The sequence below is a fragment of the Streptomyces sp. NPDC006208 genome (genome assembly GCF_040613775.1).
GTDB lineage: Bacteria > Actinomycetota > Actinomycetes > Streptomycetales > Streptomycetaceae > Streptomyces.
Window position 1 is genome coordinate 35,436 of record NZ_JBEXSW010000048.1, and the last position, 23,509, is coordinate 58,944.

Annotated in this window: 18 protein-coding genes and 1 pseudogene; 9 read left to right on the forward strand and 10 right to left on the reverse strand. The window is 70.2% G+C overall.

Annotated elements, in window-relative coordinates; genetic code table 11:
* Positions 1–250: 250 nt before the first annotated feature.
* Together typA and ABZ208_RS31445 are read right to left on the reverse strand one after the other, a co-directional pair.
* Entirely contained in the window at positions 251–2,152 is a 1,902-nt protein-coding gene (typA, locus tag ABZ208_RS31440) for a translational GTPase TypA (protein ID WP_356912858.1), read from the reverse strand.
* A gap of 348 nt (positions 2,153–2,500) precedes the next feature.
* Positions 2,501–4,897: an ABC transporter family substrate-binding protein gene (locus tag ABZ208_RS31445; RefSeq protein ID WP_356912859.1), complete on the reverse strand. Its 2,397-nt coding sequence runs from the start codon at positions 4,895–4,897 to the stop codon at positions 2,501–2,503.
* A 317-nt stretch (positions 4,898–5,214) separates the two neighbouring features.
* Between ABZ208_RS31445 and ABZ208_RS31450 the strand changes: the two genes are divergently transcribed.
* Genes ABZ208_RS31450 through ABZ208_RS31470 form a run of 5 tightly spaced genes read left to right on the forward strand, consistent with a single transcriptional unit; the run spans position 5,215 to position 9,601 of the window.
* A complete protein-coding gene (locus ABZ208_RS31450) occupies positions 5,215–5,454 on the forward strand; it encodes a hypothetical protein (protein ID WP_356912860.1) in 240 nt (79 codons plus the stop codon).
* A 54-nt stretch (positions 5,455–5,508) separates the two neighbouring features.
* Positions 5,509–6,330, forward strand: coding sequence for a hypothetical protein (locus ABZ208_RS31455; RefSeq protein ID WP_356912861.1), 822 nt, complete (start codon positions 5,509–5,511; stop codon positions 6,328–6,330).
* A 17-nt stretch (positions 6,331–6,347) separates the two neighbouring features.
* A complete protein-coding gene (locus ABZ208_RS31460; RefSeq protein ID WP_356912862.1) occupies positions 6,348–8,276 on the forward strand; it encodes a fumarate reductase/succinate dehydrogenase flavoprotein subunit in 1,929 nt (642 codons plus the stop codon).
* Complete coding sequence (locus ABZ208_RS31465) at positions 8,273–9,058, forward strand: succinate dehydrogenase/fumarate reductase iron-sulfur subunit (protein WP_356912863.1); 786 nt, start codon at positions 8,273–8,275, stop codon at positions 9,056–9,058. The genes ABZ208_RS31460 and ABZ208_RS31465 overlap by 4 nt, the downstream gene beginning before the upstream one ends.
* A gap of 48 nt (positions 9,059–9,106) precedes the next feature.
* On the forward strand, positions 9,107–9,601 hold the full coding sequence (locus ABZ208_RS31470) for a hypothetical protein (RefSeq protein ID WP_356912864.1): 495 nt from the start codon (positions 9,107–9,109) through the stop codon (positions 9,599–9,601).
* On the opposite strand, the gene ABZ208_RS31475 is transcribed toward ABZ208_RS31470, so the two are convergent.
* Entirely contained in the window at positions 9,598–10,698 is a 1,101-nt protein-coding gene (locus tag ABZ208_RS31475; protein ID WP_356912865.1) for a hypothetical protein, read from the reverse strand. The two genes, ABZ208_RS31470 and ABZ208_RS31475, sit on opposite strands and share 4 nt — an antisense overlap.
* 121 nt (positions 10,699–10,819) lie before the next feature.
* Between ABZ208_RS31475 and ABZ208_RS31480 the strand changes: the two genes are divergently transcribed.
* Complete coding sequence (locus ABZ208_RS31480; protein WP_356912866.1) at positions 10,820–12,946, forward strand: TPM domain-containing protein; 2,127 nt, start codon at positions 10,820–10,822, stop codon at positions 12,944–12,946.
* Positions 12,947–12,987: 41 nt separating this feature from the next.
* Complete coding sequence (locus ABZ208_RS31485) at positions 12,988–13,698, forward strand: PspA/IM30 family protein (protein ID WP_356912867.1); 711 nt, start codon at positions 12,988–12,990, stop codon at positions 13,696–13,698.
* A gap of 122 nt (positions 13,699–13,820) precedes the next feature.
* On the opposite strand, the gene ABZ208_RS31490 is transcribed toward ABZ208_RS31485, so the two are convergent.
* The 5 genes from ABZ208_RS31490 to ABZ208_RS31510 all read right to left on the reverse strand — a co-directional run bounded on the left by ABZ208_RS31490 (position 13,821) and on the right by ABZ208_RS31510 (position 18,854).
* Positions 13,821–16,403: a SpoIIE family protein phosphatase gene (locus tag ABZ208_RS31490; protein ID WP_356912868.1), complete on the reverse strand. Its 2,583-nt coding sequence runs from the start codon at positions 16,401–16,403 to the stop codon at positions 13,821–13,823.
* 147 nt (positions 16,404–16,550) lie between these two features.
* Entirely contained in the window at positions 16,551–16,967 is a 417-nt protein-coding gene (locus tag ABZ208_RS31495; RefSeq protein WP_328396929.1) for an ATP-binding protein, read from the reverse strand.
* Between the two features lie 140 nt (positions 16,968–17,107).
* Positions 17,108–17,542, reverse strand: a complete 435-nt coding sequence (locus ABZ208_RS31500) for a (deoxy)nucleoside triphosphate pyrophosphohydrolase (RefSeq protein WP_356912869.1) — start codon at positions 17,540–17,542, stop codon at positions 17,108–17,110.
* 140 nt (positions 17,543–17,682) lie between these two features.
* Positions 17,683–17,865 carry an SPOR domain-containing protein gene (locus ABZ208_RS31505; RefSeq protein ID WP_356912870.1) on the reverse strand — a complete coding sequence of 61 codons (183 nt, stop codon included), beginning with the start codon at positions 17,863–17,865 and terminating at the stop codon, positions 17,683–17,685.
* A 236-nt stretch (positions 17,866–18,101) separates the two neighbouring features.
* Complete coding sequence (locus ABZ208_RS31510) at positions 18,102–18,854, reverse strand: GntR family transcriptional regulator (protein WP_356912871.1); 753 nt, start codon at positions 18,852–18,854, stop codon at positions 18,102–18,104.
* A gap of 273 nt (positions 18,855–19,127) precedes the next feature.
* On the opposite strand from ABZ208_RS31510, the gene ABZ208_RS31515 reads away from it, so the two are divergent.
* On the forward strand, positions 19,128–20,471 hold the full coding sequence (locus ABZ208_RS31515) for a glycoside hydrolase family 18 protein (RefSeq protein ID WP_356912872.1): 1,344 nt from the start codon (positions 19,128–19,130) through the stop codon (positions 20,469–20,471).
* 116 nt (positions 20,472–20,587) lie between these two features.
* On the opposite strand, the gene ABZ208_RS31520 is transcribed toward ABZ208_RS31515, so the two are convergent.
* Together ABZ208_RS31520 and ABZ208_RS31525 are read right to left on the reverse strand one after the other, a co-directional pair.
* Positions 20,588–20,899 (reverse strand): hypothetical protein, encoded by a 312-nt coding sequence (locus ABZ208_RS31520; protein WP_356912873.1) that lies wholly within the window; start codon positions 20,897–20,899, stop codon positions 20,588–20,590.
* 188 nt (positions 20,900–21,087) lie between these two features.
* Complete coding sequence (locus ABZ208_RS31525) at positions 21,088–22,662, reverse strand: S8 family serine peptidase (protein WP_356912874.1); 1,575 nt, start codon at positions 22,660–22,662, stop codon at positions 21,088–21,090.
* Positions 22,663–23,026: 364 nt separating this feature from the next.
* Here ABZ208_RS31525 and ABZ208_RS31530 point away from each other — a divergent pair.
* A pseudogene (locus ABZ208_RS31530) lies at positions 23,027–23,370 on the forward strand (pyridoxal-phosphate dependent enzyme); the annotation flags it as partial.
* Positions 23,371–23,509: the final 139 nt, after the last annotated feature.

Here is a 23,509-nt window from a genome sequence, read left to right on the forward strand (position 1 = left end):
AACATCGAAGGCACCCCGCAGCCCGAAATCCGGACAAAGTGAGCACAGACAGACACCCGCGAAACGGACCGTTAACACACGTTCCGGAGAGCGACGGTCGATATCCGGACACTCGGACCTTGAAAACGAGTTGACGAACGGCCCGGCCCCCCACAGTGTCTGCGGGGGGCCGGGCCGTCTGTACAGCGCTTTTCCGAGGCTTTACGAGCCCTGCCGGCCGTGCCCGGTGCCTGACGGTCCTGTCGGTCCGTCAGCCGTGCTTGGCGCGGGAGGCGGCGCGGCCGCGCTCCTTCTGGTCCAGGACGACCTTGCGGATGCGGACCGCCTCCGGGGTCACCTCGACGCACTCGTCGTCGCGGCAGAACTCCAGGGACTGCTCCAGCGAGAGCCTGCGCGGCGGCACCACGTTCTCGGTGTTGTCCGCGGAAGCCGCACGCATGTTGGTGAGCTTCTTCTCCTTGGTGATGTTCACGTCCATGTCGTCGGAGCGCGAGTTCTCGCCGACGATCATGCCCTCGTACACCTCGGTGCCGGGCTCGGTGAACAGGACGCCGCGCTCCTGCAGGTTGATCATCGCGAACGGGGTGACCGCACCGGAGCGGTCGGCGACCAGGGAGCCGTTGTTACGGGTCTGGAGGGTGCCGAACCACGGCTCGTGGCCCTCGTGGATCGAGTGGGCGATACCGGTACCGCGGGTGTTCGTCAGGAACTCCGTGCGGAAGCCGATGAGGCCACGGGACGGCACGACGAACTCCATGCGGACCCAACCGGAGCCGTGGTTCGACATGTTGTCCATGCGGCCCTTGCGGACGCCCATGAGCTGCGTGACCGCGCCCATGTGCTCCTCGGGCACGTCGATCGTCATGCGCTCGACCGGCTCGTGGACCTTGCCGTCGACGATCTGGGTGACGACCTGCGGCTTGCCGATGGTCAGCTCGAAGCCCTCGCGGCGCATCTGCTCGACCAGGATGGCGAGCGCGAGCTCACCGCGGCCCTGGACCTCCCAGGCGTCGGGGCGCTCGGTGTCCAGCACGCGCAGCGAGACGTTACCGATCAGCTCGCGGTCCAGGCGGTCCTTGACCTGGCGGGCGGTGACCTTGCGGTCCTTGACTGCGGACTTGGCGTCCGCGCCCTTGCCGGTGCCGCCGCGGCCGACCAGCGGGGAGGTGTTCGTACCGATGGTCATGGAGATCGCCGGCTCGTCCACCGAGATCAGCGGGAGGGCGACCGGGTTCTCCGGGTCGGCCAGGGTCTCGCCGATCATGATGTCGGGGATACCGGCGACCGCGCAGATGTCACCGGGGCCGGCCATCTCGGCCGGCTTGCGGGTGAGCGCCTCGGTCATCATCAGCTCGGTGATGCGGACGTTCGCCATCGAGCCGTCACGCTTGATCCAGGTGACGGTCTGGCCCTTGCGGAGCTCGCCCTGCTCGACGCGGAGCAGCGCGATACGGCCGAGGAAGTTGTCGGCGTCCAGGTTGGTGACGTGGGCCTGCAGCGGCGCGGTCTCGTCGTACTCCGGGGCCGGGACGTGCTCGAGCAGGGTGGAGAAGAAGGGCTCGAGGCTGTCGCTGTCGGCCGGGACGGTGCCGTCCTCCGGCTTGGTCAGCGAGGCGACGCCGTCACGGGCACAGGCGTAGACGATCGGGAACTCGATCTGGTCCTCGTCGGCGTCCAGGTCGAGGAACAGGTCGTAGGTCTCGTTGACGACCTCGTCGATACGGGAGTCCGGGCGGTCCGTCTTGTTGATGCACAGGATGACCGGCATCCGGGCCTGCAGGGCCTTGCGCAGCACGAAACGGGTCTGCGGGAGCGGGCCCTCGGAGGCGTCGACGAGCAGCACGACCGCGTCGACCATGGACAGACCGCGCTCGACCTCGCCGCCGAAGTCGGCGTGGCCGGGGGTGTCGATGATGTTGATCGTGATCGGGTCCCCGCCGTCCTTCGGGTGATACTTCACCGCGGTGTTCTTGGCGAGGATCGTGATGCCCTTCTCACGCTCCAGGTCGTTCGAGTCCATCATGCGGTCGTCGAGCTGCTGGTGGGCGGCGAAGGCGCCGGCCTGCTTCAGCATGGCGTCGACCAGGGTGGTCTTGCCGTGGTCGACGTGGGCGACGATGGCTACGTTACGGATGTCATGGCGCGTGGGCATGCTGGCTGGCGCTTCTCTCGATCGTGGAATAAGGCGTCTGACGGTCCGCCCCGCCGGGCAGATACGCCACGGCTTTGTCCCATGGTACGGGGCCGCCGGGAAACAGGCCTCCCTCATTGATCGTGGACACGTCGAACGAGGCGCGGATCACGCCGGGCACGGGTGGGGCAGGGCGGGGATCGAGCGGTGGCGCGGTAGGCCGGGCGGCTACTGGCGCACGGCAGTCCGGCGCGCGTGTGGGGGCGCGCCGGACACGGACTGAGCTGGGTCGAGGAGGGTCGGCACGAGCTTGCCCGCCGGCGACACCGGCGGGCAAGGAACTTGAGCCACTTCTGAGGTTGTGACCTGCTATTTCTCGTCGGCGCCCGGGTTCGGTCCCGCGTTGGGGCCGGCCCCGGCACTCGCCTGGGCGCCGGCCTTCGGCTGCGCCTTCTTGAAGCCGATGTCCTGGTAGCGCGGGGTCGCGAAGCCGAAGGCTCCGGCGTTCACCACCCGGGGCGCCACCGCGACCAGCTCGGGCCGCTGGTAGAGCGGGATGGAGCCCGCCGCGGCCCAGATGCGGGCGTCGGCCTTGCGTACCAGGTCACGGGCGTCTTCCTCGTCCAGCTCGCCGGCCGCCAGGTCGAAGAGCTGGTCGATGTAGTCCGTACCGACCCGCGTGTAGTTCTGCTCCACCAGCAGCGAGCCGTCCGACGCGGGCCGGGGCTTGGCGTAGATCGGCCGGGCGTCCGTCGCCGGGTAGGCGGTGGCGGGCCAGGAGTACAGCGCGAGGTCGTAGTCGCCGGCGGCGATGTGGTCCTTGAAGTAGCTCTCGTCGGCGACCTTGGTGATCTCGGTGTGCACGCCGATGCGGTCGAGCATCTGCGCGATCTTGTTGCCGACCGCGCGCATCGGCTCCGAGCCCGGCCCCGAAGGAAGCACGAAGCGCAGGGAGAGCGGCTTGCCGTTCCTGCCGAGCGGCCCACCGGCCGTGGGATGGCTGGGCGCCGCGCTGCCGGGCGGGGCGTACGCACCGGCCATGCCACCCTGCTGCTCCTGGGCACGGGTGCCCGGCACGGTCGCGGAGCTTCCGTCGGGGGACGTGGCCCTGCTCTGGACGGCGAGGCTCTCGAAGGCCTCGGCGGGGGCGGGCGCGACGACGTGTGTACCGCCGGAGCCGCTTCGAAGGCTCGCGGGCTTGTCGTCGCCGACGATGTACATCCCCTCGTCGGACGCGCGGTCGGACGCCCTCTTGTTCCTGTCCGAGCTTCCCTTCTTGTTGTTCTTGTCGGAGCTGCCCTTCTCCGTCGTCCTGCCTGTCTCCTTCATGCCGCTCTCGTCCTTGGTCCCCGCTCCGGCCTCGCCGCCCGCCTTCGCCGGTACGTGCTTCTTGGGCGCCCCCAGCGGTGTCCAGCCCGCGTCGGCCAGCAGCGCCTGGGCCTCCTGGGTGCTCTGCTGCCCCAGCGCCCCGCTGTTGTCGGCGTAGGCGCGCTGCCCGGCCAGCGCCAGATGGCTGCCGGGGGGCTCGGCGGGCAGGCCCAGCGGGCCCAGCACGAGCTTGGCCAGTTCCTTGCGGTCGAGCGCCCTGGCCACCGCCCGGCGTACGCGCTCGTCGGCCAGCGGTCCGGACTCACCGTTCATGGCGAGCTGCGTGTACGCGGGCTCCAGCGACTTGCGGACGACGAAGCCGCGCAGCGCCTTCTGTTCCTCGCTGTACGCCGTCCGCGCCTCGGCGAGCTCCGCGCGGACCAGCTGTGCCGCTCTGGCCTTCTTCCGGTCGGAGCCGTTCGCCTGCGCCCAGGACGCGAGCGCGTCGGCGGGTGTCATGTCCGATCCGGGACCGTGGGCGGGTGACTGCCCGGCCGTTCCCGGGTCCTGGCGGGCCAGGGAGATACGTTCCGCCGTGGACCTGTCGATCTCGGCCAGGTCGACCTTGCCCTCCGCGAGCACGGTGAGGCGCTGCCCGCGGGGCACGGCGGTCAGCACCAACTGCTCCAGCTTGGCCCGCGCCCCCCACCAGCGGGGGTTGCGCACGAGGGTGGTGGTGCCGGCCTTGCGGTCGACCGCCGACACCCGGAAGGGGCCGGCCGTCGTCGGGAGCTTGCCGCGGGCGCCGTCGTTGAAGGTGGAGGGGGTGCCGGTCACCTCCTTGGGGTAGAGCGGGGTGAACAGCGACTGCCAGTCCGCGTAGGGCTTGGTGAAGGTGACCTTGACCTCGAGATCGTGGGTGCCCCGCTCGATCTTCTCGATGCGCTCGTATCCTGCGTTACGCGCGGTCCAGTACGAGGAGTCCTTGCCGCTGAGCGCCCGCCACTGCGCGACGAAGTCGGGAGCGCCGATCTCACGGCCGTCGCTCCACACCGCCTGCTGGTTGAGCTTGTAGAGCACGACCTGCTGAGGCTCACGCTCAACGATCTTGGCCGATTCGAGGTAGTCGGGGTTGCGCAGCGGGCGGCCCTGGCCGTCGAGCGTGAAGAGGGACGGCAGCACCGCACCCGCGATACGGCCGGTGGTGGCGTCGGCGTCGGCCTGGAAGGCGTTGAAGGTGGCCGGGGTCGTGTCGACCGCCCAGCGCAGCGTGCCGCCGTCGGTGACCATGTCCCGGGGGGTGGCGGCGATGTCCTGGGCGGTGGCCTTGGCGTCACTCCCGTTGTCGTGGCTGCAGCCCGCCAGGACGGGCAGGGCGAGCACTCCACTGGCGAGCAGGGCGACGGAACGGAGCGTTCGGGAGCATGTCCTCCCGCGTGGCGCGTCGACCAGGGACATGGCTTGTACCTCTTCGTCCTGTTTTGTCGAATTTAGAGATGATCACACCGATTCCCACCACTGAAGTGGACCGGATCCGGATGTCGACGCCGACACGGCGAGGGCAGCCGGAAGGTCACCCGTACAGCTCAACCATGAATCCCACATACATCTACAGACAGGGACAAAATAGGGGGTGAGACAACGACCATGAGGGGCGCGCCGGCGTCCCATGCGCCGGGAATCCCTGCACATCCCTTCACAAGCGGGGATGTGACGCGCGACACTCGCAGGCGCATGAGCGATGCCACCGCACCCTGCGGAAGTGAGGGCAAGTCATGTCCCAGCAGGAAGATCTGACGGCGATGCAGCACCGCATCGACGAGCTCGTCCGACGCGTCGGGCAGTTGGAGCAGACCGTCGATCAGCTGCGCGGCGCCGGCCCGGCCGCGCCCAGCGCGCCGAAGCCCCAGGGCCGCCCCGAGCTGGTCACCATCCCCGACACGCCGTACGACAACACACTGTGGACGGACTCGGACGACGAGGGACTGGGCGCTCGCGACCGGCACGCACCCTGACCTGCCCGTAGGGCCCCAGCTCGTACCCCGATCCCACTCCACCCGGAGTCTTCGTTGGCCACAGGCACCGAACCACCACAAATCAATACCGGCGTACACGGGGCCACGCGCGCCGCCATCGGCCCCCGCCATCTGCGGACGGACCGCTGGTGGCTCGCCCCGGCCCTGACCGCCGCCGGACTGCTCGCCTTCATCGTCTACTCGACGTGGCGCGCGTTCTCAGGCGCCGACTACTACGCGGCCCCGTACGTCTCACCGTTCTACTCGCCCTGCCTCGCCGAGAACTGCGTCCCGATGCGGGGCGGCCCCAACTGGGAGATCTTCGGCAGCTGGTGGGGTCTGTCCCCGGCGCTGCTGATCCTGATCTTCCCGCTCGGCTTCCGGCTGACCTGCTACTACTACCGCAAGGCCTACTACCGGGGCTTCTGGGCCTCGCCGCCGGCCTGCGCCGTCGCCGAGCCGCACGCGAAGTACACCGGCGAGACCCGCTTCCCGCTCATCCTGCAGAACATCCACCGGTACTTCTTCTACGCCGCCCTCCCGGTCGCCTCGATCCTCACGTACGACACCGTGCTCGCCTTCCGCGACGAGCACTACGAGTGGGGCCACATGGGCCTCGGCACCCTCGTCTTCCTGGTCAACATCGTGCTGATCTGGGCGTACACCCTCTCGTGCCACTCCTGCCGGCACATCATCGGCGGCCGGCTGCGGCACTTCTCCAAGCACCCGGTGCGCTACCGGCTGTGGGGCTGGGTCGGGAAACTGAACGACCGTCACATGCTGCTCGCCTGGACGTCGTTGATCAGCGTGGCGTTCGCCGACTTCTACGTCTACCTCCTCGCCTCCGGCGCCTTCGACGATCCGCGACTCTTCTAGTTCTGGGGCCTTCTGACATGACGCAACTCGAACGGCAGCAGTGGGACGTCGTGGTGGTGGGCGCGGGAGGAGCGGGCCTGCGGGCCGCCATCGAGGCGCGCGAACGGGGCGCCCGTACGGCGGTCATCTGCAAGTCCCTCTTCGGCAAGGCCCACACCGTGATGGCCGAGGGCGGCATCGCCGCCGCCATGGCCAACGTGAACGCCCACGACAACTGGCAGGTCCACTTCCGCGACACCATGCGCGGCGGGAAGTTCCTCAACCAGTGGCGGATGGCGGAGCTGCACGCCCGTGAGGCCCCCGACCGGGTCTGGGAGCTGGAGACCTGGGGCGCGCTCTTCGACCGTACCTCCGACGGCAGGATCTCCCAGCGCAACTTCGGCGGCCACGAGTACCCCCGGCTCGCCCACGTCGGCGACCGGACCGGCCTGGAACTGATCCGTACCCTCCAGCAGAAGATCGTCTCGCTGCAGCAGGAGGACAAGGAGGAGTTCGGGGATTACGAGGCCCGGCTCAAGGTCTTCCAGGAGTGCACGGTCACCCGGGTCATGAAGGACGGGGACAGGGTCTCGGGCACTTTCTGCTACGAGCGCGAGACCGGCCGGTTCTTCGTGCTCGAGGCGCCGGCGGTGGTGCTCGCCACCGGCGGCATCGGCAAGTCCTTCAAGGTGACGTCGAACTCCTGGGAGTACACCGGCGACGGCCACGCGCTGGCCCTGCTGGCCGGAGCGCCGCTGCTCAACATGGAGTTCGTGCAGTTCCATCCGACGGGCATGGTCTGGCCTCCGTCGGTGAAGGGGATCCTGGTCACCGAGTCGGTGCGGGGCGACGGCGGGGTCCTGCGCAACTCCGAGGGCAAGCGGTTCATGTTCGACTACATCCCGGACGTCTTCAAGGAGAAGTACGCGCAGTCGGAGGAGGAGGGCGACCGCTGGTACGAGGACCCGGACAACAACCGGCGTCCTCCCGAACTGCTGCCGCGCGACGAGGTGGCCCGGGCCATCAACTCCGAGGTCAAGGCGGGCCGCGGCTCACCCCACGGAGGGGTGTTCCTGGACGTCTCCACCCGTATGCCGGCCGAGGTCATCCGGCGCCGGCTGCCGTCGATGTACCACCAGTTCAAGGAGCTGGCGGATGTCGACATCACGGCCGAGGCGATGGAGGTCGGGCCGACCTGTCACTACGTGATGGGCGGTATCGCCGTCGAGTCGGACACCGCAGCCACCATCGGTGTCCCGGGCCTCTTCGCGGCCGGTGAGGTCGCGGGCGGTATGCACGGCTCCAACCGGCTCGGGGGAAACTCCCTCTCCGACCTGCTGGTCTTCGGCCGGCGGGCCGGGCTGCACGCCGCGGAGTACGCCGAGCGGCTCGGCGAGCGGCCTGCGGTGGACGAGGCCCAGATCGACGCGGCGGCGGCCGAGGCGCTGCGCCCGTTCAGCGCGGAGGGGCTGCCCGAAGGGGCCGCGCCGGAGAATCCGTACACGCTCCATCAGGAGCTGCAGCAGACGATGAACGACCTGGTCGGCATCATCCGGCGCGCGGAGGAGATGGAGCAGGCGCTGCGGAAACTCGGCGAGCTGCGGGCACGGGCACGGCGGGCCGGGGTCGAGGGACACCGGCAGTTCAACCCCGGCTGGCACCTCGCTCTGGACCTGCGCAACATGTTGCTGGTCAGCGAGTGCATCGCGCTGGCGGCGCTGGAGCGCACGGAGAGCCGCGGCGGGCACACCCGCGAGGACTGTCCCGCCATGGAGCGCTCCTGGCGGCGGGTCAATCTGCTGTGCCGGCCGGCCGACAGCGGCGGCGCCGATGCGGCCACCGCTCCGCAGCGCAGACAGATCGATCTGGTGCGCACGACGACCGAGCCCATCCGTCCCGACCTGCTCGGCCTCTTCGACAAGGAGGAGCTGGTCAAGTACCTCGCCGAAGAGGAGCTCTACGAGTGAGTTCGACAGCTGCCAGTCAGTACGTGGCCACCTTCCGGGTGTGGCGGGGCGACCAGGACGGGGGAGCGCTCGAGGACTTCGACGTCGAGGTGCACGACGGGGAGGTCGTCCTCGACATCATCCACCGGCTCCAGGCCACCCAGACGCCCGATCTCGCGGTCCGCTGGAACTGCAAGGCGGGCAAGTGCGGTTCGTGCAGCGCGGAGATCAACGGCAGACCGCGGCTGATGTGCATGACCCGGATGTCGGTCTTCTCGCGGGACGAAACCATCACGATCACCCCGTTGCGCGCCTTCCCTGTGGTGCGGGACCTGGTGACGGACGTGTCCTTCAACTACGCGAAGGCGAGGGAGGTCCCGTCCTTCGTACCGCCGCCGGAGCTCAAGGCCGGTGAGTACCGGATGCAGCAGATGGACGTGGACCGCTCGCAGGAGTTCCGCAAGTGCATCGAGTGCTTCCTGTGCCAGGACACCTGCCATGTGGTGCGCGACCACGAGGAGAACAAGGAGGCGTTCGCGGGCCCGCGTTTCCTGATGCGGGTGGCCGAGCTCGACATGCATCCCCTGGACGCCGCGGCCGAGGCGGGCCTGGACCGCAGGAGGACGGCCCAGGACGAGCACGGACTGGGGTACTGCAACATCACCAAGTGCTGCACCGAGGTGTGCCCGGAGCAGATCCGGATCACGGACAACGCGCTGATCCCACTGAAGGAGCGCGCGGTGGACCGGAAGTACGACCCGCTGGTGTGGCTGGGCAACAAGATCAGGCGCCGCGAGGAGTGATCAGGCGGCGCTGCTAGCCTTCCCTCCGCCGCTACGGAGGGGGAACCAGTGCATCCGGAGACGTCCACGTACCGCCTCGAACTTCCGCGGGAGCTCGGCGCGCGCGTCTGGCGCCAGCTGCCCGTCGCCCTGGTGCCGACGGCGCTGAGCGTGGTGTCCGTGGTCCTGACGGCGCTCCCGACCGACCCGAGCTGGTTCTCCCTCCTGCCTGTACCGGTCTTCACCTTCACCTGCCTGCTGATCGGACTGCACAACTGGCAGGTCAGCTCGCTGCGCATCGACGTGCACGGCATCACCGGGCATCGCGGCGAACTGGTGCCGTGGGACAGCATCCGCTTCGTGCACTTCCAGAGCGCGTCGCTGCGGGTCCGGCTGCACCGGCACGACTCGGTGGCCACGACGGTGCAGATCCACTCGGAGGGCTACGGGCTGTCCCGCGGCCGGCACGCCGAGCGCCGCAGGTCGATCACCGCCGCCGTCGGGCTCTTCGCACCGGGCCGGTACGTCGACGACCCGAAGGAAGCTCTCCGCCGGGCGGCCTAGCGTTCGCCCCAGCCCGCTCGGTAGGCCGCCCAGTCCGCTTCCTCCGCAGCGAAGTCGACGTACAGCGCAACGCCGAAGCGCTCCCGGTCGCGGTCCGTGCGGCCGAGGCCGAGCCGGGTGCCGCGGACAGCGGCGGCGACGGTCTCCGCGTTCTCGTGGTGGCCGAGGTCGTCCTCATGGAAGAACGGCAGGCCCATCAGCAGATCGGTGTCCTCTGGGGTGACCTCGAGGGCGAGCGAGGTCTGCTGGGCCACATAGCCGCCGTACATGCCCTCCAGCGGCATCCAGGTGTCGTACGACATGACGGCGATCTGGTCGACCCGGCGGGCCACCTCGCCGAAGAACTCCTGCGACCACCACTTCTGGCTGCCCGTGAGCGCGCCGTTCACGCTGTGGGCGGCCGGCAGCGGATCGATCTGATGGGCCGCCACGGAGAGCGGGGCCTTGCGCGCCCGCGTCAGCTCGCCCAGGTCGTCGAGGAGCGACAGGTAGTCGCGGTCGTCCGAGTGCAGCGGCTCCAGGTCGAAGTGGACACCGTCGAAGCCCGCATCCAGGATCTGCCGGGTGGAGCGCACCACCGCGGCCCTGGACTCCGGCCTCTCCAGGCGCAGCCCGTCCGGTCCCTCGGTGGCCAGCACATCGCCGAGCCAGGCCTGGACGCGGACGCCCGGGATCCGCCGGTGGACCGAGTCGATCAGCCACCGCGCACGCGGGTAGCGGTCGGCGGGCAGCGTGCCGTCGTGCTCCAGAGGGCCCGCGTGCACATAGAGGTCCTTGATGCCCGTCCCCCGGATCTGCTCGGCGAACGCGTCGAGGTCAGCGTCCTTCTTGCGGCCGTCCACCCAGGCGTGGCCGAGCCAGATCGCGTCCTGTCCGCGGGTTCGGGTGCCGTCCTGGAGGTCCCCCATGTAGTTGACGCGCAGTGCGGCCGCGGCGCCGAGGGCGGGCACGAGGACGACCAGCGCCAGGGCGAGAGCGATCCGCCGCGGCCATCTCAGACGCCGGCTGCGCCATCCCCGTACGAACACCCGCGCGACCCGCGTCCGGCCCAGCGCCCTCAGGCGCCCCCGTATCCCCACCCCGTGATCTGTTCCCATGCGGCGCAAGCCTAGCCACGCGCGGTGGCCGGCCCGGCTCGGCCGTCGGAGGCGTCGCCCCTCAACAGCCGGGGCACGGCTGCGGTCGCGACTCCGCAGCACCCGTCATAGCCTCCCAAATGTGACAGGAAGAGCCACCCGGGCTGTCCTTGCCGTACTGGTGGCGGCGTGGTGGCTGGTCGTGCCCGCCGTCGGCGGCGCACACGCCGACGACCCCGTCGGACTGTCCCGCGAAGGACAGGTCACCGACCGCGTCGGCGCGCTGGACGACCGCGAACCACAGGTCGAGCAGGCTCTGGACCGCCTCTACGACCATCAGCGGCTGCAGCTCTTCGTGGTGTACGTACGCGACTTCTCCGGCCGTTCCGCACAGGAGTGGGCGGACGAGACGGCGCGGAAGAACGGACTCGGCACGAACGATGTCCTCCTCGCCGTCGCCACGCACGACCGGCAGTACGCCTACTACGTCGACGCCGGCTCCCGGCTGACCGACGCCCAGCTCGCCGAGGTCGCAGGCGAGGCCGTGGAGCCCCCGCTGCGGGAGAACGACTGGGCCGGCGCCGCGATCGGGGCTGCCGACGGGTACGACGCGGTGCTGTCCGGCCGGCCGGTGCCTCAGGTCTCCATCACGCCGGGCGCAGCGGATCCGGGGACCGACACCGGCGCCGGCACGGGAGCCGGTGATCTTGTGCTGCCCGTCGCGGTGGTCGCCGGCGCCGGGGTGCTGGCCGCGTACGCGTACGCCCGGCGCAAACGGCGGACCGCGACCCGCACCACTCCGCAGGGCGGTCAGGAGGGATGGGGAACGCCGCAGGAGCGGACGACGCTGCCCGAGCTCGACTCCCAGGCCAAGCAGACGCTGGTGGACACGGATGACGCGGTGCGCACCAGCCAGGAGGAACTGGGCTTCGCCACGGCCCAGTTCGGGGAGGAGGCGGCGAAGCCGTTCACCGAGGCGGTGGTGGAGGCGAAGAACGAGCTGACCGCCGCGTTCCGGCTGCGTCAGCAGCTCGACGACGCCTGTCCGGAGGACGACGCCGCCCGCCGCCGGATGCTGGACGAGATCATCGCCCGCTGCACGGCTGCCAATCGCCGTCTCGACGCGGAGTCCGAGGACTTCGACCGGCTGCGCGAGCTGGAGCGCAACGCCCCGCAGGCGCTCGCCGCCGCGGACGAGGCCTACCGGGAGACCGACGGCCGCATCGTCAGCGCGCAGGCGGCACTCGGCGTGATGGGCGAGCGGTACGCACCGTCCGCGTCCGCCCCCGTGACGGGCAATGTGCAACAGGCCAGGGAACGGCTGGAATTCGCGGCGAACAGTCTTCAGGCGGCCCGGCAGGCGGTCGAGGAGGCCGACCACGGCGCGGCGGCGGTGCAGGTACGTGCCGCGGAGGGCGCGGTCGCGCAGGCCGGGCAGCTCATCGAGGCCGTCGACCGGCGGGCACAGGAGCTCGCGGAGGCGGCGGGGAAGCTGCCGGGCGCGCTCACCGAGACGGACACGGACCTGGCCGAGGCGCGTGGACTGCTGGAGGGCACGCAGGAGGGGGTGTCGACGGCCGGACTGCAGGGACGGATCGCCCGCGCGGAGACGGTGGCGGCGGAGGTGCGCCGGGAGGTGGAGGCGGGACCGTACGACCCGATCGACGCGCTGCGGCGGGTGGAGGAGGCGGACGCGGCGCTCGACGAGGCGCTGTCGGGGGCGCGCGAGAACGAGCAGGGCATGCGGCGGGCCCGGGCACTGCTGGACCGGACGATGCTCGCCGCGCGCTCGAGCATCGGGGCGGCCGCGGACTACATCACCACGCATCGGGGGGCGGTGGGTGCCGAGGCGCGTACCCGGCTGGCGGAGGCACAGCGGAGGCTGGAGCAGGCGCGGGCGCTGGCCGGGGCGGAGGGGGAAGGGGAGGCCGACGGGGACCCGCAGGGTGCGCTGGCACAGGCGCAGCAGGCGGACGCGCTGGCGCAGGACGCGCAGCAGCTGGCCGAGGAAGATGTGCGCGGCTACGGGAACCCGTTCGGGCCGGGCGGTGTACAAGGAGCAGGAAGCGCAGGGGGTGGGCTCGGGGGCGCGGTGCTCGGCGGGATCATCCTCGGCGGACTGTTCGGCGGCGGGGGAAGGGGCGGGGGCCATGGCGGCGGTTTCGGCGGGGGCGGTTCAGGGGGGTTCGGCGGCGGCGGCTTCGGCGGCGGGCCCGGCAGCTTCGGCGGCGGCGGCACCCGCGGCCGGCTGGGCGGTGGCCGTTTCTGAGCCGACTGCTCTCTTTCCCACGGCGCACAAGGAGAAGTGCCATGACCAAGCAGACCGTTCTCGGCCGGGTCGCCCAGCTGGCGAAGGCCAATGTCAATGCGTTGCTGGACCAGGCCGAGGACCCGCAGAAGATGCTGGACCAGCTGATCCGCGACTACACGAACAACATCGCGGAGGCGGAGCAGGCAGTGGCGAGCACCATCGGCAATCTGCGGCTGATGGAGCAGGACCACAAGGAGGACGTGGAAGCCGCCGAGGAGTGGGGCCAGAAGGCGCTCGCGGCGAGCAGGAAGGCGGACGAACTGCGCGCGGCGGGCCGGAACGCGGATGCGGACCGGTTCGACAGCCTGGCGAAGGTGGCGCTGGGCCGCCAACTGCAGTCGGAGAACGAGGCGAAGACCGCCGAGCCGACGATCGCGTCGCAGACCCAGGTCGTGGACAAGCTCAAATCCGGTCTGGACCAGATGAAGTCGAAGCTGTCCGAGCTGCAGTCGAAGCGGGACGAGCTGGTGGCGCGCGCCAAGTCGGCGCAGGCGCAGAACCAGATGATGGACGCCGTGAAGAACATCGACGTGCTCGACCCGACGAGCGAGCTGAACCGCTTCGAGGACAAGGTGCGGCGCGAGGAGGCGAAGGCCATGGGCAAGCAGGAGCTCGCGGCATCGTCGCTGGACGCCCAGTTCGAGCAGCTGGACAGCCTGGGCGACAACGCGGAGATCGAGGCACGGCTGGCCGCACTCAAGGCGGCGTAGGCAATCCCCGGGAGCTCCTCCCCCTGCTCCCGGCAGGCGCACGGGCGCCGAGCCGTAGGGGAGGGACGGGCAGCGCAACGGCCCGCCCAGCGGCCCCGTCCCCCACGCCGACCGCCCTCGCGTCAGAACATGCTGAGCAGCTGCTCGACCGTGGGCTCGGAGGCCGAGTTCCCGTCAGGCAGGGCGAGTTCGAACCACACGGTCTTGCCGCGCGGGGTCCGGCGGGAGCCCCACCCCGCGCTCAGCAGGCCCACCAGCTGCAGCCCCCGGCCGCCCTCGTCGGTGTCGCGGGCCCGGCGGCGGCGCGGCTGGACCAGGCCGGCGTCCCACACCTCGCACACCAGGGTCCGGTCGCGCAGAAGCCGCAGCCTGATCTCCCCCTCGCCGTACCGAAGAGCGTTGGTGACCAGCTCGCTGACGAGCAGTTCGACCGTGTCCACGAGCGCCTCGAGGTCCCAGGTGAGCAGCTGGGCGCGGGCCAGTTCGCGGGCGCGGCCCACCGAGCGGGGCTCGCGGGGCAGCTGCCAGTCGCCGACGGCCTCCGCGGGCAGCCCCTGTATCCGGGCCATCAGCAGCGCGATGTCGTCCTCGCCGTGGCGGGTGTCGAGTGTGGTCAGCACATGGTCGCAGACGTCCTCCAGCGGACGTACGGGGTCGGTGAGCGCGGTGCGGAAGGCGCGCAGTCCCTCGTCGAGCGGATGGTCGCGGGACTCGACGAGCCCGTCGGTGTAGAGCGCGAGGAGGGAGCCTTCGGGGAGTTCGACCTCCACCTCCTCGAAGGGTTCGCCGCCCACGCCGAGCGGCATCCCCGGCGGCACGTCCAGCAGCAGTGCCTCCTCGCCGGGCTCGACGAGGACGGGCGGCAGATGGCCGGCGTTGGCGAAGGTGCAGCGGCGGGTGACCGGGTCGTAGACGGCGTAGACACACGTGGCGAGATAGACCTCGGAGAGGTCGGCCTCGCGGGACTTGTGGGCGACCCGGGAGGGGACCTGGCTGCCGCCCGAGGTGCGGCCGTTCGAGGGGCTGCCGGGACTGCCGAGTCCGCGGGCGATCTCGTCGAGCGCCGAGAGCACCTCGGCCGGCTCCAGGTCCAGCAGCGCCAGCGTCCTGACGGCGGTGCGCAGTTCGCCCATGGCGACCGCGGCGCGCAGTCCACGGCCCATCACGTCCCCGACGACCAACGCGGTGCGATGGCCGGGGAGTTCGATGACGTCGAACCAGTCGCCGCCCACCTCGGTGGTGGTGGTGCCGGGCAGATAGCGGCAGGCGATGTCGAGCCCGGCGGCCTCGGGGTCTCCGGGCGGCAGCAGGCTGCGCTGCAGGATCAGGGCGCGCTCGTGCTCCCTGCGGTACAGACGGGCGTTGTCGATGCAGACGGCCGCCCGGGCGGCGAGCTCGACGGCGAGCGCCCGGTCCCGTTCCCCGAAGGGCTCGCTCCCCTTGGCACGGGAGAACTGCGCCAGTCCGACGACGGTGTCATGGGCGACCATCGGCACTGCGAGCGTGGACTGGACGAGGCTGCCCTCCTCGCCGGGGATCGTCTGGACCCGCGCGGTGCGCAGGGCGCTCGCACAGGGCGAGTTGAAGGCATAGCGGTGGACCTCGCCGACCGCGGCAGGAGTGCCGTTCGGACTGCAGTCAGGGGTGGTCATCAGCGGTGCGTCGGACACGGCGCTGGCGAACGCGACCCGGCGCAGTTCGGCAGTGCCGCCGCCGAAGCCGTCGGCGTGCGGCGATCCCTGTCCGGGCGGGGCCTCGTCGCCGGTGAGCAGCCCCTGGTAGAGGTCGACGGACGCGAGGTCGCAGAAGCCGGGGACGGCGACATCGAGGAGTTCGCGGGCGGTGGTCTCCAGATCGAGGGAGTTGCCGATGCGGGCGCCGGCGTCGTTGAGGAGGGCGAGATTACGCCGGGCGCTGGCGGCCTCGCGGGCGGCGATCTGGCGGCGTGTGACATCGGTGCCGAGGCCCGCGACCCCGACGGGCCGGCCCGCTCCGCTGTGCACCCGGTAGAGGTTGATCGACCAGTGCCTGCGGTCGGTGCTGCCCGGCACGGTGCCGATGATCTGCAGGTCGGTGACCGATTCGCCGGTCTCCAGCACCCGGCGCAGGGCCGCGCTCATGCGGTCGGCCTCGGGCCGGGAGAGGTAGTCGTGGACGGTTCGGCCGCGATGGTCCTCGGCGGCGCCGCCGAAGACGGTCGCGAAGCGCTGGTTGGCGCGCTGCACGGTGAGATCCGTACCGAAGAGCAGAAACCCGAAGGGAGATTGGCCGAAAATCGCCTGCGACGCGGCCAGATCCGTCTCTATGCGGCGCAGCGCGCGTACGTCCACGACGATACAGAGCGCGGCCTGCCGGCCACCGTCCGTCTCGGTCGGCATCACATAGACCTCGGCGACGCCGTGCACGCCGCCGCCGTCCGGGATGCGGAACGGGACCAGCCCCGTCCACTCCTTGCCGTCCAGGATCTCGGCGACCTTGCGATGACCGCGCGGGCGAAGCTCGGCGGGCATGAAGACCTCGACCGGATCCTTGCCCCTGACCTCGTCCGACGCGATACCGAAGAGCTCCGCGGCACGCCGGCTCCACTGGTCGACCAGGCCGTCGGGACCGATCGAGAAAGACGCGACCTTGATGTAGTCATAGATCGAGCCAGGCGGGCTGCTCTGCCACACGACACCGCTCGCCGTCTCAGGTATTTCGCTCACGCGACCGTCCCCTCCAGCTCACCGCACCGGACCGGCCATGACCGCAGTATTCAGCACTACGGCCCCGGCGGGCACGGCGTTCACGATCACAGAGAGGTCTCGTTCGTTTTGAGCCGAGTCCTGCGTGATCGTCGTCCCTCCACACTTCTAACCAGTGAGTGCCAGCTCGAACCACACGGTCTTACCGGTCCTGCCGCGTCGCGTCCCCCAGCGACGAGCAGTACAGGCCACCAACTGCAGCCCCCGGCCGGTCTCGTCCTCGGGCCGCGCGGCACGCTCGGTGGGCGGATCCGGAAGGGGATCGGAGACCTCCACGAGCAGGACCGGCGGGGGTTCGTCCCCGTCCGGCCGGACCAGGCGGACCCCGATCGGACCTGAGGCATAGCGCAGGGAATTCGTCACCAGCTCGCTGACCAGCAAGACCGTCACATCGCAGACGGCGGCATCCAACCCCCACCCCCGGAGCGTGTCACGGACTGCATGACGGGCGGTGCGCACCACATCGGCCTCGGCCGGAAAGTTCCACTCGGCGCATTCGCCGTCGGTGCCGATCACGCCGCTCACTTCCCCAGACCACCAGCGGGAGCCATGTCCTATTTAGGGCGGTTAATCAGCACATACCCCAAATCGGCACTCGGTATCGCCGCGCGGGAAGCAAGGGGCGCACCGTGGCACGAACGGCGTACGCGCGGCCGTGCGCGCCCCTATGAGGGGGCGGTCCCGTTGTCGCGCATACCCGGATACCCGTCCCGCAGTCGGCGGGCGGCCTCCGCCACGGCAGGCCGGTCCGGGTCGAGCCAGTCGACGGTGTCGGTCTCGTCCGGCGCGAGCCAGCGCAGCGCGTCATGATCCTCCAGCGGCCGGGGCTCGCCGGAGACCAGCCGGGCGGTCCACACCTGGAGCACATATCCGGGCTTGAGCTGCCACTCGCCGGGGATACGCTCCACCGGCTCGGTCTCGACCCCCAGCTCCTCGCGCAGTTCGCGCACGAGTGCCTGCTCGGGGCTCTCCCCCGGCTCCAGCTTCCCGCCGGGCAGCTCCCACCGGCCGGCGAGCTCTTCGGGTGCACTGCGCCGCGCGGCGAGCAGCCGCCCCTTGTCGTACACGGCTCCGGCCACGACCACGACGCGATCAGTCATGCGCGGGAGCCTACTGCGACGCCGGCGCCCTTCGCGGAGAGCTCAGGCACCGCTCACTCACACCGCGGGCTCTCTGTCGACGCGCCCCGGCAGGCATGCCGGGCGTTGATGCCGTCACGCCGTCACGGCCACGTGCCGCGTCAGGACGCGGTCTGGCCGACGTGCTCGACCGAGTAGAGCTGCTCGTGTCCGCGGTCGCCGAGGGCGTCCGCTATCTGCTGCGCCTCGTTCTGGGTGGCGTACCTGCCGACGCGATAGCGGTTGCCGCTTTCGTCCTGCCGTATGACGAGCCAGGGAAGCACAGCGCCACCGGCGTCGTTCATCGCGCCCCTCCCTCGGTCGGCCTGATTGCCCGTAACCCTCGCCAGGAAACCGCACTACGCATATGCCCGAGCGTACGCCTGACCTTTACTGAGCGGATACGTGTTTTCACAAAGAGATAGCAAGAGGGGGTGTATCCGGCCGGATACACCCCCTCAGCTGCCCGAGAAGTATCGGATGGGCCCGCATCACGGCGCCGATCGGCGCGCTCTTCCGGGGTGCGCCTGCGGCATCGGCTTCATTTCACCGGGAGGTGGTAGGCGATGCGATACCGGTCGGCCGGGACCACGATGTCCGCCGTCTCGACCGCCCGGCCCGAGGCGTAGTACGTCCGCTCCAGGACCATCACCACATGGCCCGGTACACCGCCGAGCGCCAGCAGTTCCTCCGCGAGGCCGGGGCGGGCGCCGACCTCCTCCACCACGTTGTCCACGACGATGTCGATGGCGGCCATCCGCTCGACGACCCCGCAACCGCCCAGCGGTCCCTCCTCGGGAAGCATCACCGGTGTACGGCCGGTGACTTCGAGCGGCTCCCAGGACGTGGAGAGCATCATCGCCTCGCCGGCATCCCGGAACAGATAGCGCGTGCGCATCACGCGGTCGCCGCAGCGGATACCGAGCCGGTCCGCGATCTCCGGGCCCGCGCCCTCCTGTTCGGTGCTGGACTCCCAGGTGCCGCGAACCCCGTCGGCCGCCTGCTCCTGCCGGAAGGGATTGGCCCCGGACGGCGGCCGGAAGCCGGAGCGGGCGACCTTGCGGGGCACCGGGCGCTCGCGCACATACGTCCCCGAGCCGGACCGCCCCTCCACCAGCCCTTCGGCCATCAGGACCTTGCGCGCCTCGAGGGCGACGGTGTCGGACACCCCGTACTCCTGGCGGATGCGGGCCTGTGAGGGCAGCCGCGTGTGCGGCGGCAGTGCACCGTTGACAATCTTCTCGCGGAGATCGCTCGCAACGCGCAGATAGGCGGGCTGCTCACCGAAGGTCACGGGCCACTCCCAACAGGTTGACAGACAGCAACAGCCTGGCAACGGTGGGTTGTTGACCGCAAGCATGGGCCAACGTTTCACTCGAAGTGATGATTTACGCCCGGCCAGGGGTTTACCTCGGGTACGGCCACACCATTCCCCGTCAACCCTTGACCTTAATGGTCCAGACCAATACGTTCCTGCGTGCACGACACCGTTCCACGGATCCGTTCAGGGAAGCCCTCCCAGGAGGCTTCACCAAAGCCCTTCACGGCACGCACAGGAATGAGTCCCATGCGTCGAAGCACCTTTGTCCGAACGGCCGTTGCCGCCTGCTCGCTCTCGCTCCTCGCCGCTCTCGCCCCGGCCGCATCGGCACAGAGCGGCAGCCAGGAGGGCCGGCACGGGAAACCGGCGTACAAGCGCGTCGGCTACTTCACCCAATGGGGTGTCTACGGGCGGGACTTCCAGGTCAAGGACATCGACACCAGCGGCCAGGCCGCCGCACTCACCCACATCAACTACGCCTTCGGCAATGTGAGCGCCGACGGCAAGTGCTTCACGGGCAACATCCCCGGCGAGGCCGACGCCTGGGCGGACTACGTCCGCCCGCTCGACGCGGAGAACTCGGTCGACGGCGTCGCCGACACCTCCGAGCAGCCGCTCGCCGGCAACTTCAACCAGCTGCGCGAGCTCAAGGCCAAGCACCCCGGCCTGAAGGTGCTCATCTCACTGGGCGGCTGGAGCTGGTCCACCCACTTCTCGGACGCGGCGCGCACGCCCGCCTCCCGCAGGGCGTTCGTCGCCTCCTGCATCGACCTGTACATCAAGGGCAACCTGCCGCTCGACGGGGCCCGGGGCGGCGGCGGCGCCGCCGCCGGACTGTTCGACGGCATCGACCTCGACTGGGAGTGGCCGGGCTCGGCCGGTGACACGGACACCGTGTACCGGCCGGAGGACAAGAAGAACTTCACCGCGCTGACGCACGAGTTCCGCACCCAGCTGGACGCGTACGGGAAGTCGCTGAAGCGGTCCAGGCACTACGAACTGACGGCGTTCGTGCCCACGGCTCCGGCCAAGATCGACGCGGGCTTCGAAGTGCCCCGGATCATGCGGGACTTCGACTTCGTGAACCTCCAGGGCTACGACTTCCACGTCTCCGGCGAGAAGAACACCGCCCAGCAGTCCGCGCTGCGCGCCGCCCGCGGCGACTTCAGCGTGGACCAGACCGTACGGGACTGGCTGCGGCGCGGCGCACCCGCACACAAGCTCGTGGTGGGCATGCCCTTCTACGGCCAGGGCTGGACGGGCGTCACCGGTGGAGGCGACGGTCTGGACCAGCCGGCGGCCGGGCCCGCGCCCGCGACCTGGGCGGCCGGCTACGAGGACTACGAGGCCCTCAGAAGACTCGCCGACTCCGGTACGTACACCGTCCACCGGGACCGCAGGGGAGGTCACGCCTGGCTCTTCGACGGCACCACCCTGTGGACGTACGACGACCCTCAGGTGCTGCGCGCCAAGACCTCCTACATCCGTCACCGGGGTCTGGGCGGCGCGATGTTCTGGTCGCTGGACGGGGACACCGCGGACGGCGAGCTGACGGCCGCCGTCGACGACGGGCTGGGCCGTCGCCACTGACTCTTCTGACAGGGGTAGGGGCGGGGTCCGGCGCAGACGCCGGGCCCCGCCCCTGTGGCTTTCGCCGCGCTCGAAGGCTCAGCTGCCGGTCCCCTCGTCCCGCACCGGCTCGGTGCTCAGGCCGAGCACGTGCGCTGCGCCTCCTGGGTGAGCGCCTCCTCGGCCCGCCCCTGGTGTGTCCAGAAGTCGTCCTCGTCGCGCGCGCCCGCGGCCTTGTCCCAGTGCCCGCTCGCCTTGTCGAGCTCCGCGGCCCTGGCCCTCAGCAGGGACTGGGCGACGGCGGGCCAGGTCCCGTCACGGAGCCTGCGGGACTGATCCGCGAAGGCCTTCGACGCCCGCTTCGCCCAGTCCTCGTACGCGTCCGGATCGCCGGCGTACTCCTCGGCCGGCATGACGTCCAGTGCCGCGAGCACAGCCGCCTCGGCCATGATGCAGTTCAGCTGGTGCTTGTCGCGGGTGGTCGCGTCGGTGCGTCCACGGTCACTGATCTCCGCGACATCATCCGAACGCGCGGGCGGATCATACGACGCCGCGAGACCGCTGAATTGACGAAGGGGCGGCCGCCCGTGGCGACCGCCCCTCACGTCGTTCAGTTCACCGGTTCACTGCCGGACGCTCAGAACTGCAGCGCCCAGGAATCGATCTTGCCGGTGTCGTACGCGGCGTTGTCGCTCACCCTCAGCTTCCAGGTGCCGTTGGCGACCTCCGACGACGCGTTGACCGTGTAGGTGGTGTTGATGTTGTCGGTGCTGCCGCCGGTCCCGTAGGACTTCAGCGTGTACGCGGTGCCGTCCGGGGCGACCAGCTGGACCTGGAGGTCACCGATGTACGTGTGCTGGATGACCACCGGCACCTGGAGGGCCGCCGGGGCGTTGCCCGAGACACCGCTGACCGTGACGGGCGACTCCGTGGTGGCGTTGTCGCGGATCGCGTAGTCGCCGGTGTTCTCGAACTTCTTGCCGGGCGGCTGGGTGCTGCCGCCGCCGACGTACAGGAGGCGGTTCGGCGAGCCGGTGCCCGGGCTGCCGACGACGCCGGTCGTGGCCGCCGAGGTCAGGGCCGTGGAGACCTGAGCCGGGGTCGCGTTCCTGTTGTCCGCGAGGTACAGCGCGGCCGCGCCCGCGACATGCGGGGTGGCCATCGAGGTGCCGGAGATCGTGTTCGTGGCCGAGTCGCTCGTGTTCCAGCTGGACGTGATCGACGAGCCCGGCGCGAAGATGTCGAGCACGCTGCCGTAGTTGGAGAAGCTGGAGCGGGCGTCGGTGCTCGTGGTGGAGCCGACGGTGATGGCCTCGGCAACCCGCGCGGGCGAGTAGTTGGAGGCGTTGGAGCTGTCGTTGCCCGCGGCGACCGCGTAGGTGACGCCGGAGGCGATCGAGTTGCGCACCGCCGTGTCGAGGGCGGTGTCGATGCCGCCGCCCAGGCTCATGTTGGCGACGGCCGGCTTGACGGCGTTCTGCGTGACCCAGTCGATACCGGCGACGACCTGCTCGGTCGTACCGGAGCCCGAGTTGTCGAGCACACGGACACCGACGATCTTGGCCTTCTTGGCGACGCCGTAGGACGAACCGCCGACGGTGCCGGCGACGTGGGTGCCGTGGCCGTGGCCGTCCTGCGCCGTGTTGTCGTTGTCGATCGCGTCGTAGCCGTAGGAGGCGCGGCCGCCGAAGTCACTGTGGGTGATACGTACACCGGTGTCGATGATGTACGCCGTCACACCCTCGCCCGCGGTGTCGGGGTAGGTGTAGTTCTGGTTCAGCGGCAGAGCCTTCTGGTCGATCCGGTCCAGGCCCCAGGACGGCGGATTCGGCTGGCTGCCGGAGATCTTGAAGACCCGGTTCTGGACCACCGACGTGACGGCGGGATCCGCGGCGAACCGCTTCGCCTGCTCCTCGGAGAGCCGTACGGAGTAGCCGTTGAGCGCGGCGTTGTACGTCTTCTTGATCTGCGCGCCGTACTTGCTCGCGAGCTTCTTGCCCGACGTGGAACTCGCGTCGGCTGCGGAGTCCTTGAGCGTGACGATGTAGCTGCCCGCGACGGCACCGGGTGCGCCGGCGTTCTGGATGGTGCTTACGGGCGCCGGCTCGACCGCGGTGGCCGGCAGGGCGGATGCCGCACCGAAGGCGAGGGCGGCAACAGCTATGGCGCTGGTCGTGGCGAGTCTTCGCCGCGCGTGACGCGTCTCTGACATGTGAGGGGTCCTCCTCATTGGTCCTGCATGTGGGGGTCGTCGGCAGGCTCATGACAAAGAGAAGTCGCAAGTTCCCCTGGGTGATTGCTGCTGCGCTGTGCCGTGCTGAGCTCGCGGCGCTCGATGTCCGCCTGCCGAGCGAAAGATTGACGGATCCATAGGAATCACACAAGAGGCGGGGAGGTGTCGTAACAGCTGCGCCACACAGTGGCCATGCTCGTGAATCATGACGGTCCATCACTGCCTCGACTGTGAACTGCACTTGCCCGCCCGGACAGCCCCCTGATGCTGCCCCCGCCGCCGCGACCCCTGGGACCTCGGCCTCGCGACAGCTCCGGTTTTCCTCAAGTCCGGGCCGAGTCAGGTGAATTCACTGTGGCGTTACGAGAGGCAATACCGCTGTCCGCACCCACGACGTCTCCGGGCGAGGCCGCACCCCACTCATCACGCCGACCGACACCGTTTCGGCGAAGCTCGACTTCCTGACCCCACGCTCTCTTTCAAGGGCCGCGGCGTGGTGATGCTGATCGAGCTCGGCCGGCGGCCGGCACCGAGCAACGTGATCGCCGACAGCAGCGGAAACGCGGGGACGGCCGTCGCCGCGTACTGCGCGCGTGCCGTCCGGACTGCACCGTGTACGTTTCCCCGGCCACCTCCGCCAAGAAGGTCGAGCCGATCCGCGCGCACGACGCGCGGCTGGAGCTCGTGGCGGCCGACGTGCGGCTGGCTGCCGTCGCGGGGCGCTTGCGCGGATCCGGCGTGCAGCTCAGCAACGCCTTCGCCGTGGCCAGCAGCAGCCGGTCACCGGCGAAGGCCACCGCCTGCAGGACGGTGCGCCCCGCGGAGA

Coding starts and splice junctions, on each gene's coding strand:
- ABZ208_RS31515 (WP_356912872.1), top strand. CDS start 19,128: ATGCGTCGAAGCACCTTTGTCCGAACGGCCGTTGCCGCCTGCTCGCTC.
- ABZ208_RS31475 (WP_356912865.1), bottom strand. CDS start 10,698: ATGGGAACAGATCACGGGGTGGGGATACGGGGGCGCCTGAGGGCGCTG.
- ABZ208_RS31485 (WP_356912867.1), top strand. CDS start 12,988: ATGACCAAGCAGACCGTTCTCGGCCGGGTCGCCCAGCTGGCGAAGGCC.
- ABZ208_RS31525 (WP_356912874.1), bottom strand. CDS start 22,662: ATGTCAGAGACGCGTCACGCGCGGCGAAGACTCGCCACGACCAGCGCC.
- ABZ208_RS31520 (WP_356912873.1), bottom strand. CDS start 20,899: ATGGCCGAGGCGGCTGTGCTCGCGGCACTGGACGTCATGCCGGCCGAG.
- ABZ208_RS31500 (WP_356912869.1), bottom strand. CDS start 17,542: ATGACTGATCGCGTCGTGGTCGTGGCCGGAGCCGTGTACGACAAGGGG.
- ABZ208_RS31445 (WP_356912859.1), bottom strand. CDS start 4,897: ATGTCCCTGGTCGACGCGCCACGCGGGAGGACATGCTCCCGAACGCTC.
- ABZ208_RS31505 (WP_356912870.1), bottom strand. CDS start 17,865: ATGAACGACGCCGGTGGCGCTGTGCTTCCCTGGCTCGTCATACGGCAG.
- ABZ208_RS31450 (WP_356912860.1), top strand. CDS start 5,215: ATGTCCCAGCAGGAAGATCTGACGGCGATGCAGCACCGCATCGACGAG.
- ABZ208_RS31460 (WP_356912862.1), top strand. CDS start 6,348: ATGACGCAACTCGAACGGCAGCAGTGGGACGTCGTGGTGGTGGGCGCG.
- typA (WP_356912858.1), bottom strand. CDS start 2,152: ATGCCCACGCGCCATGACATCCGTAACGTAGCCATCGTCGCCCACGTC.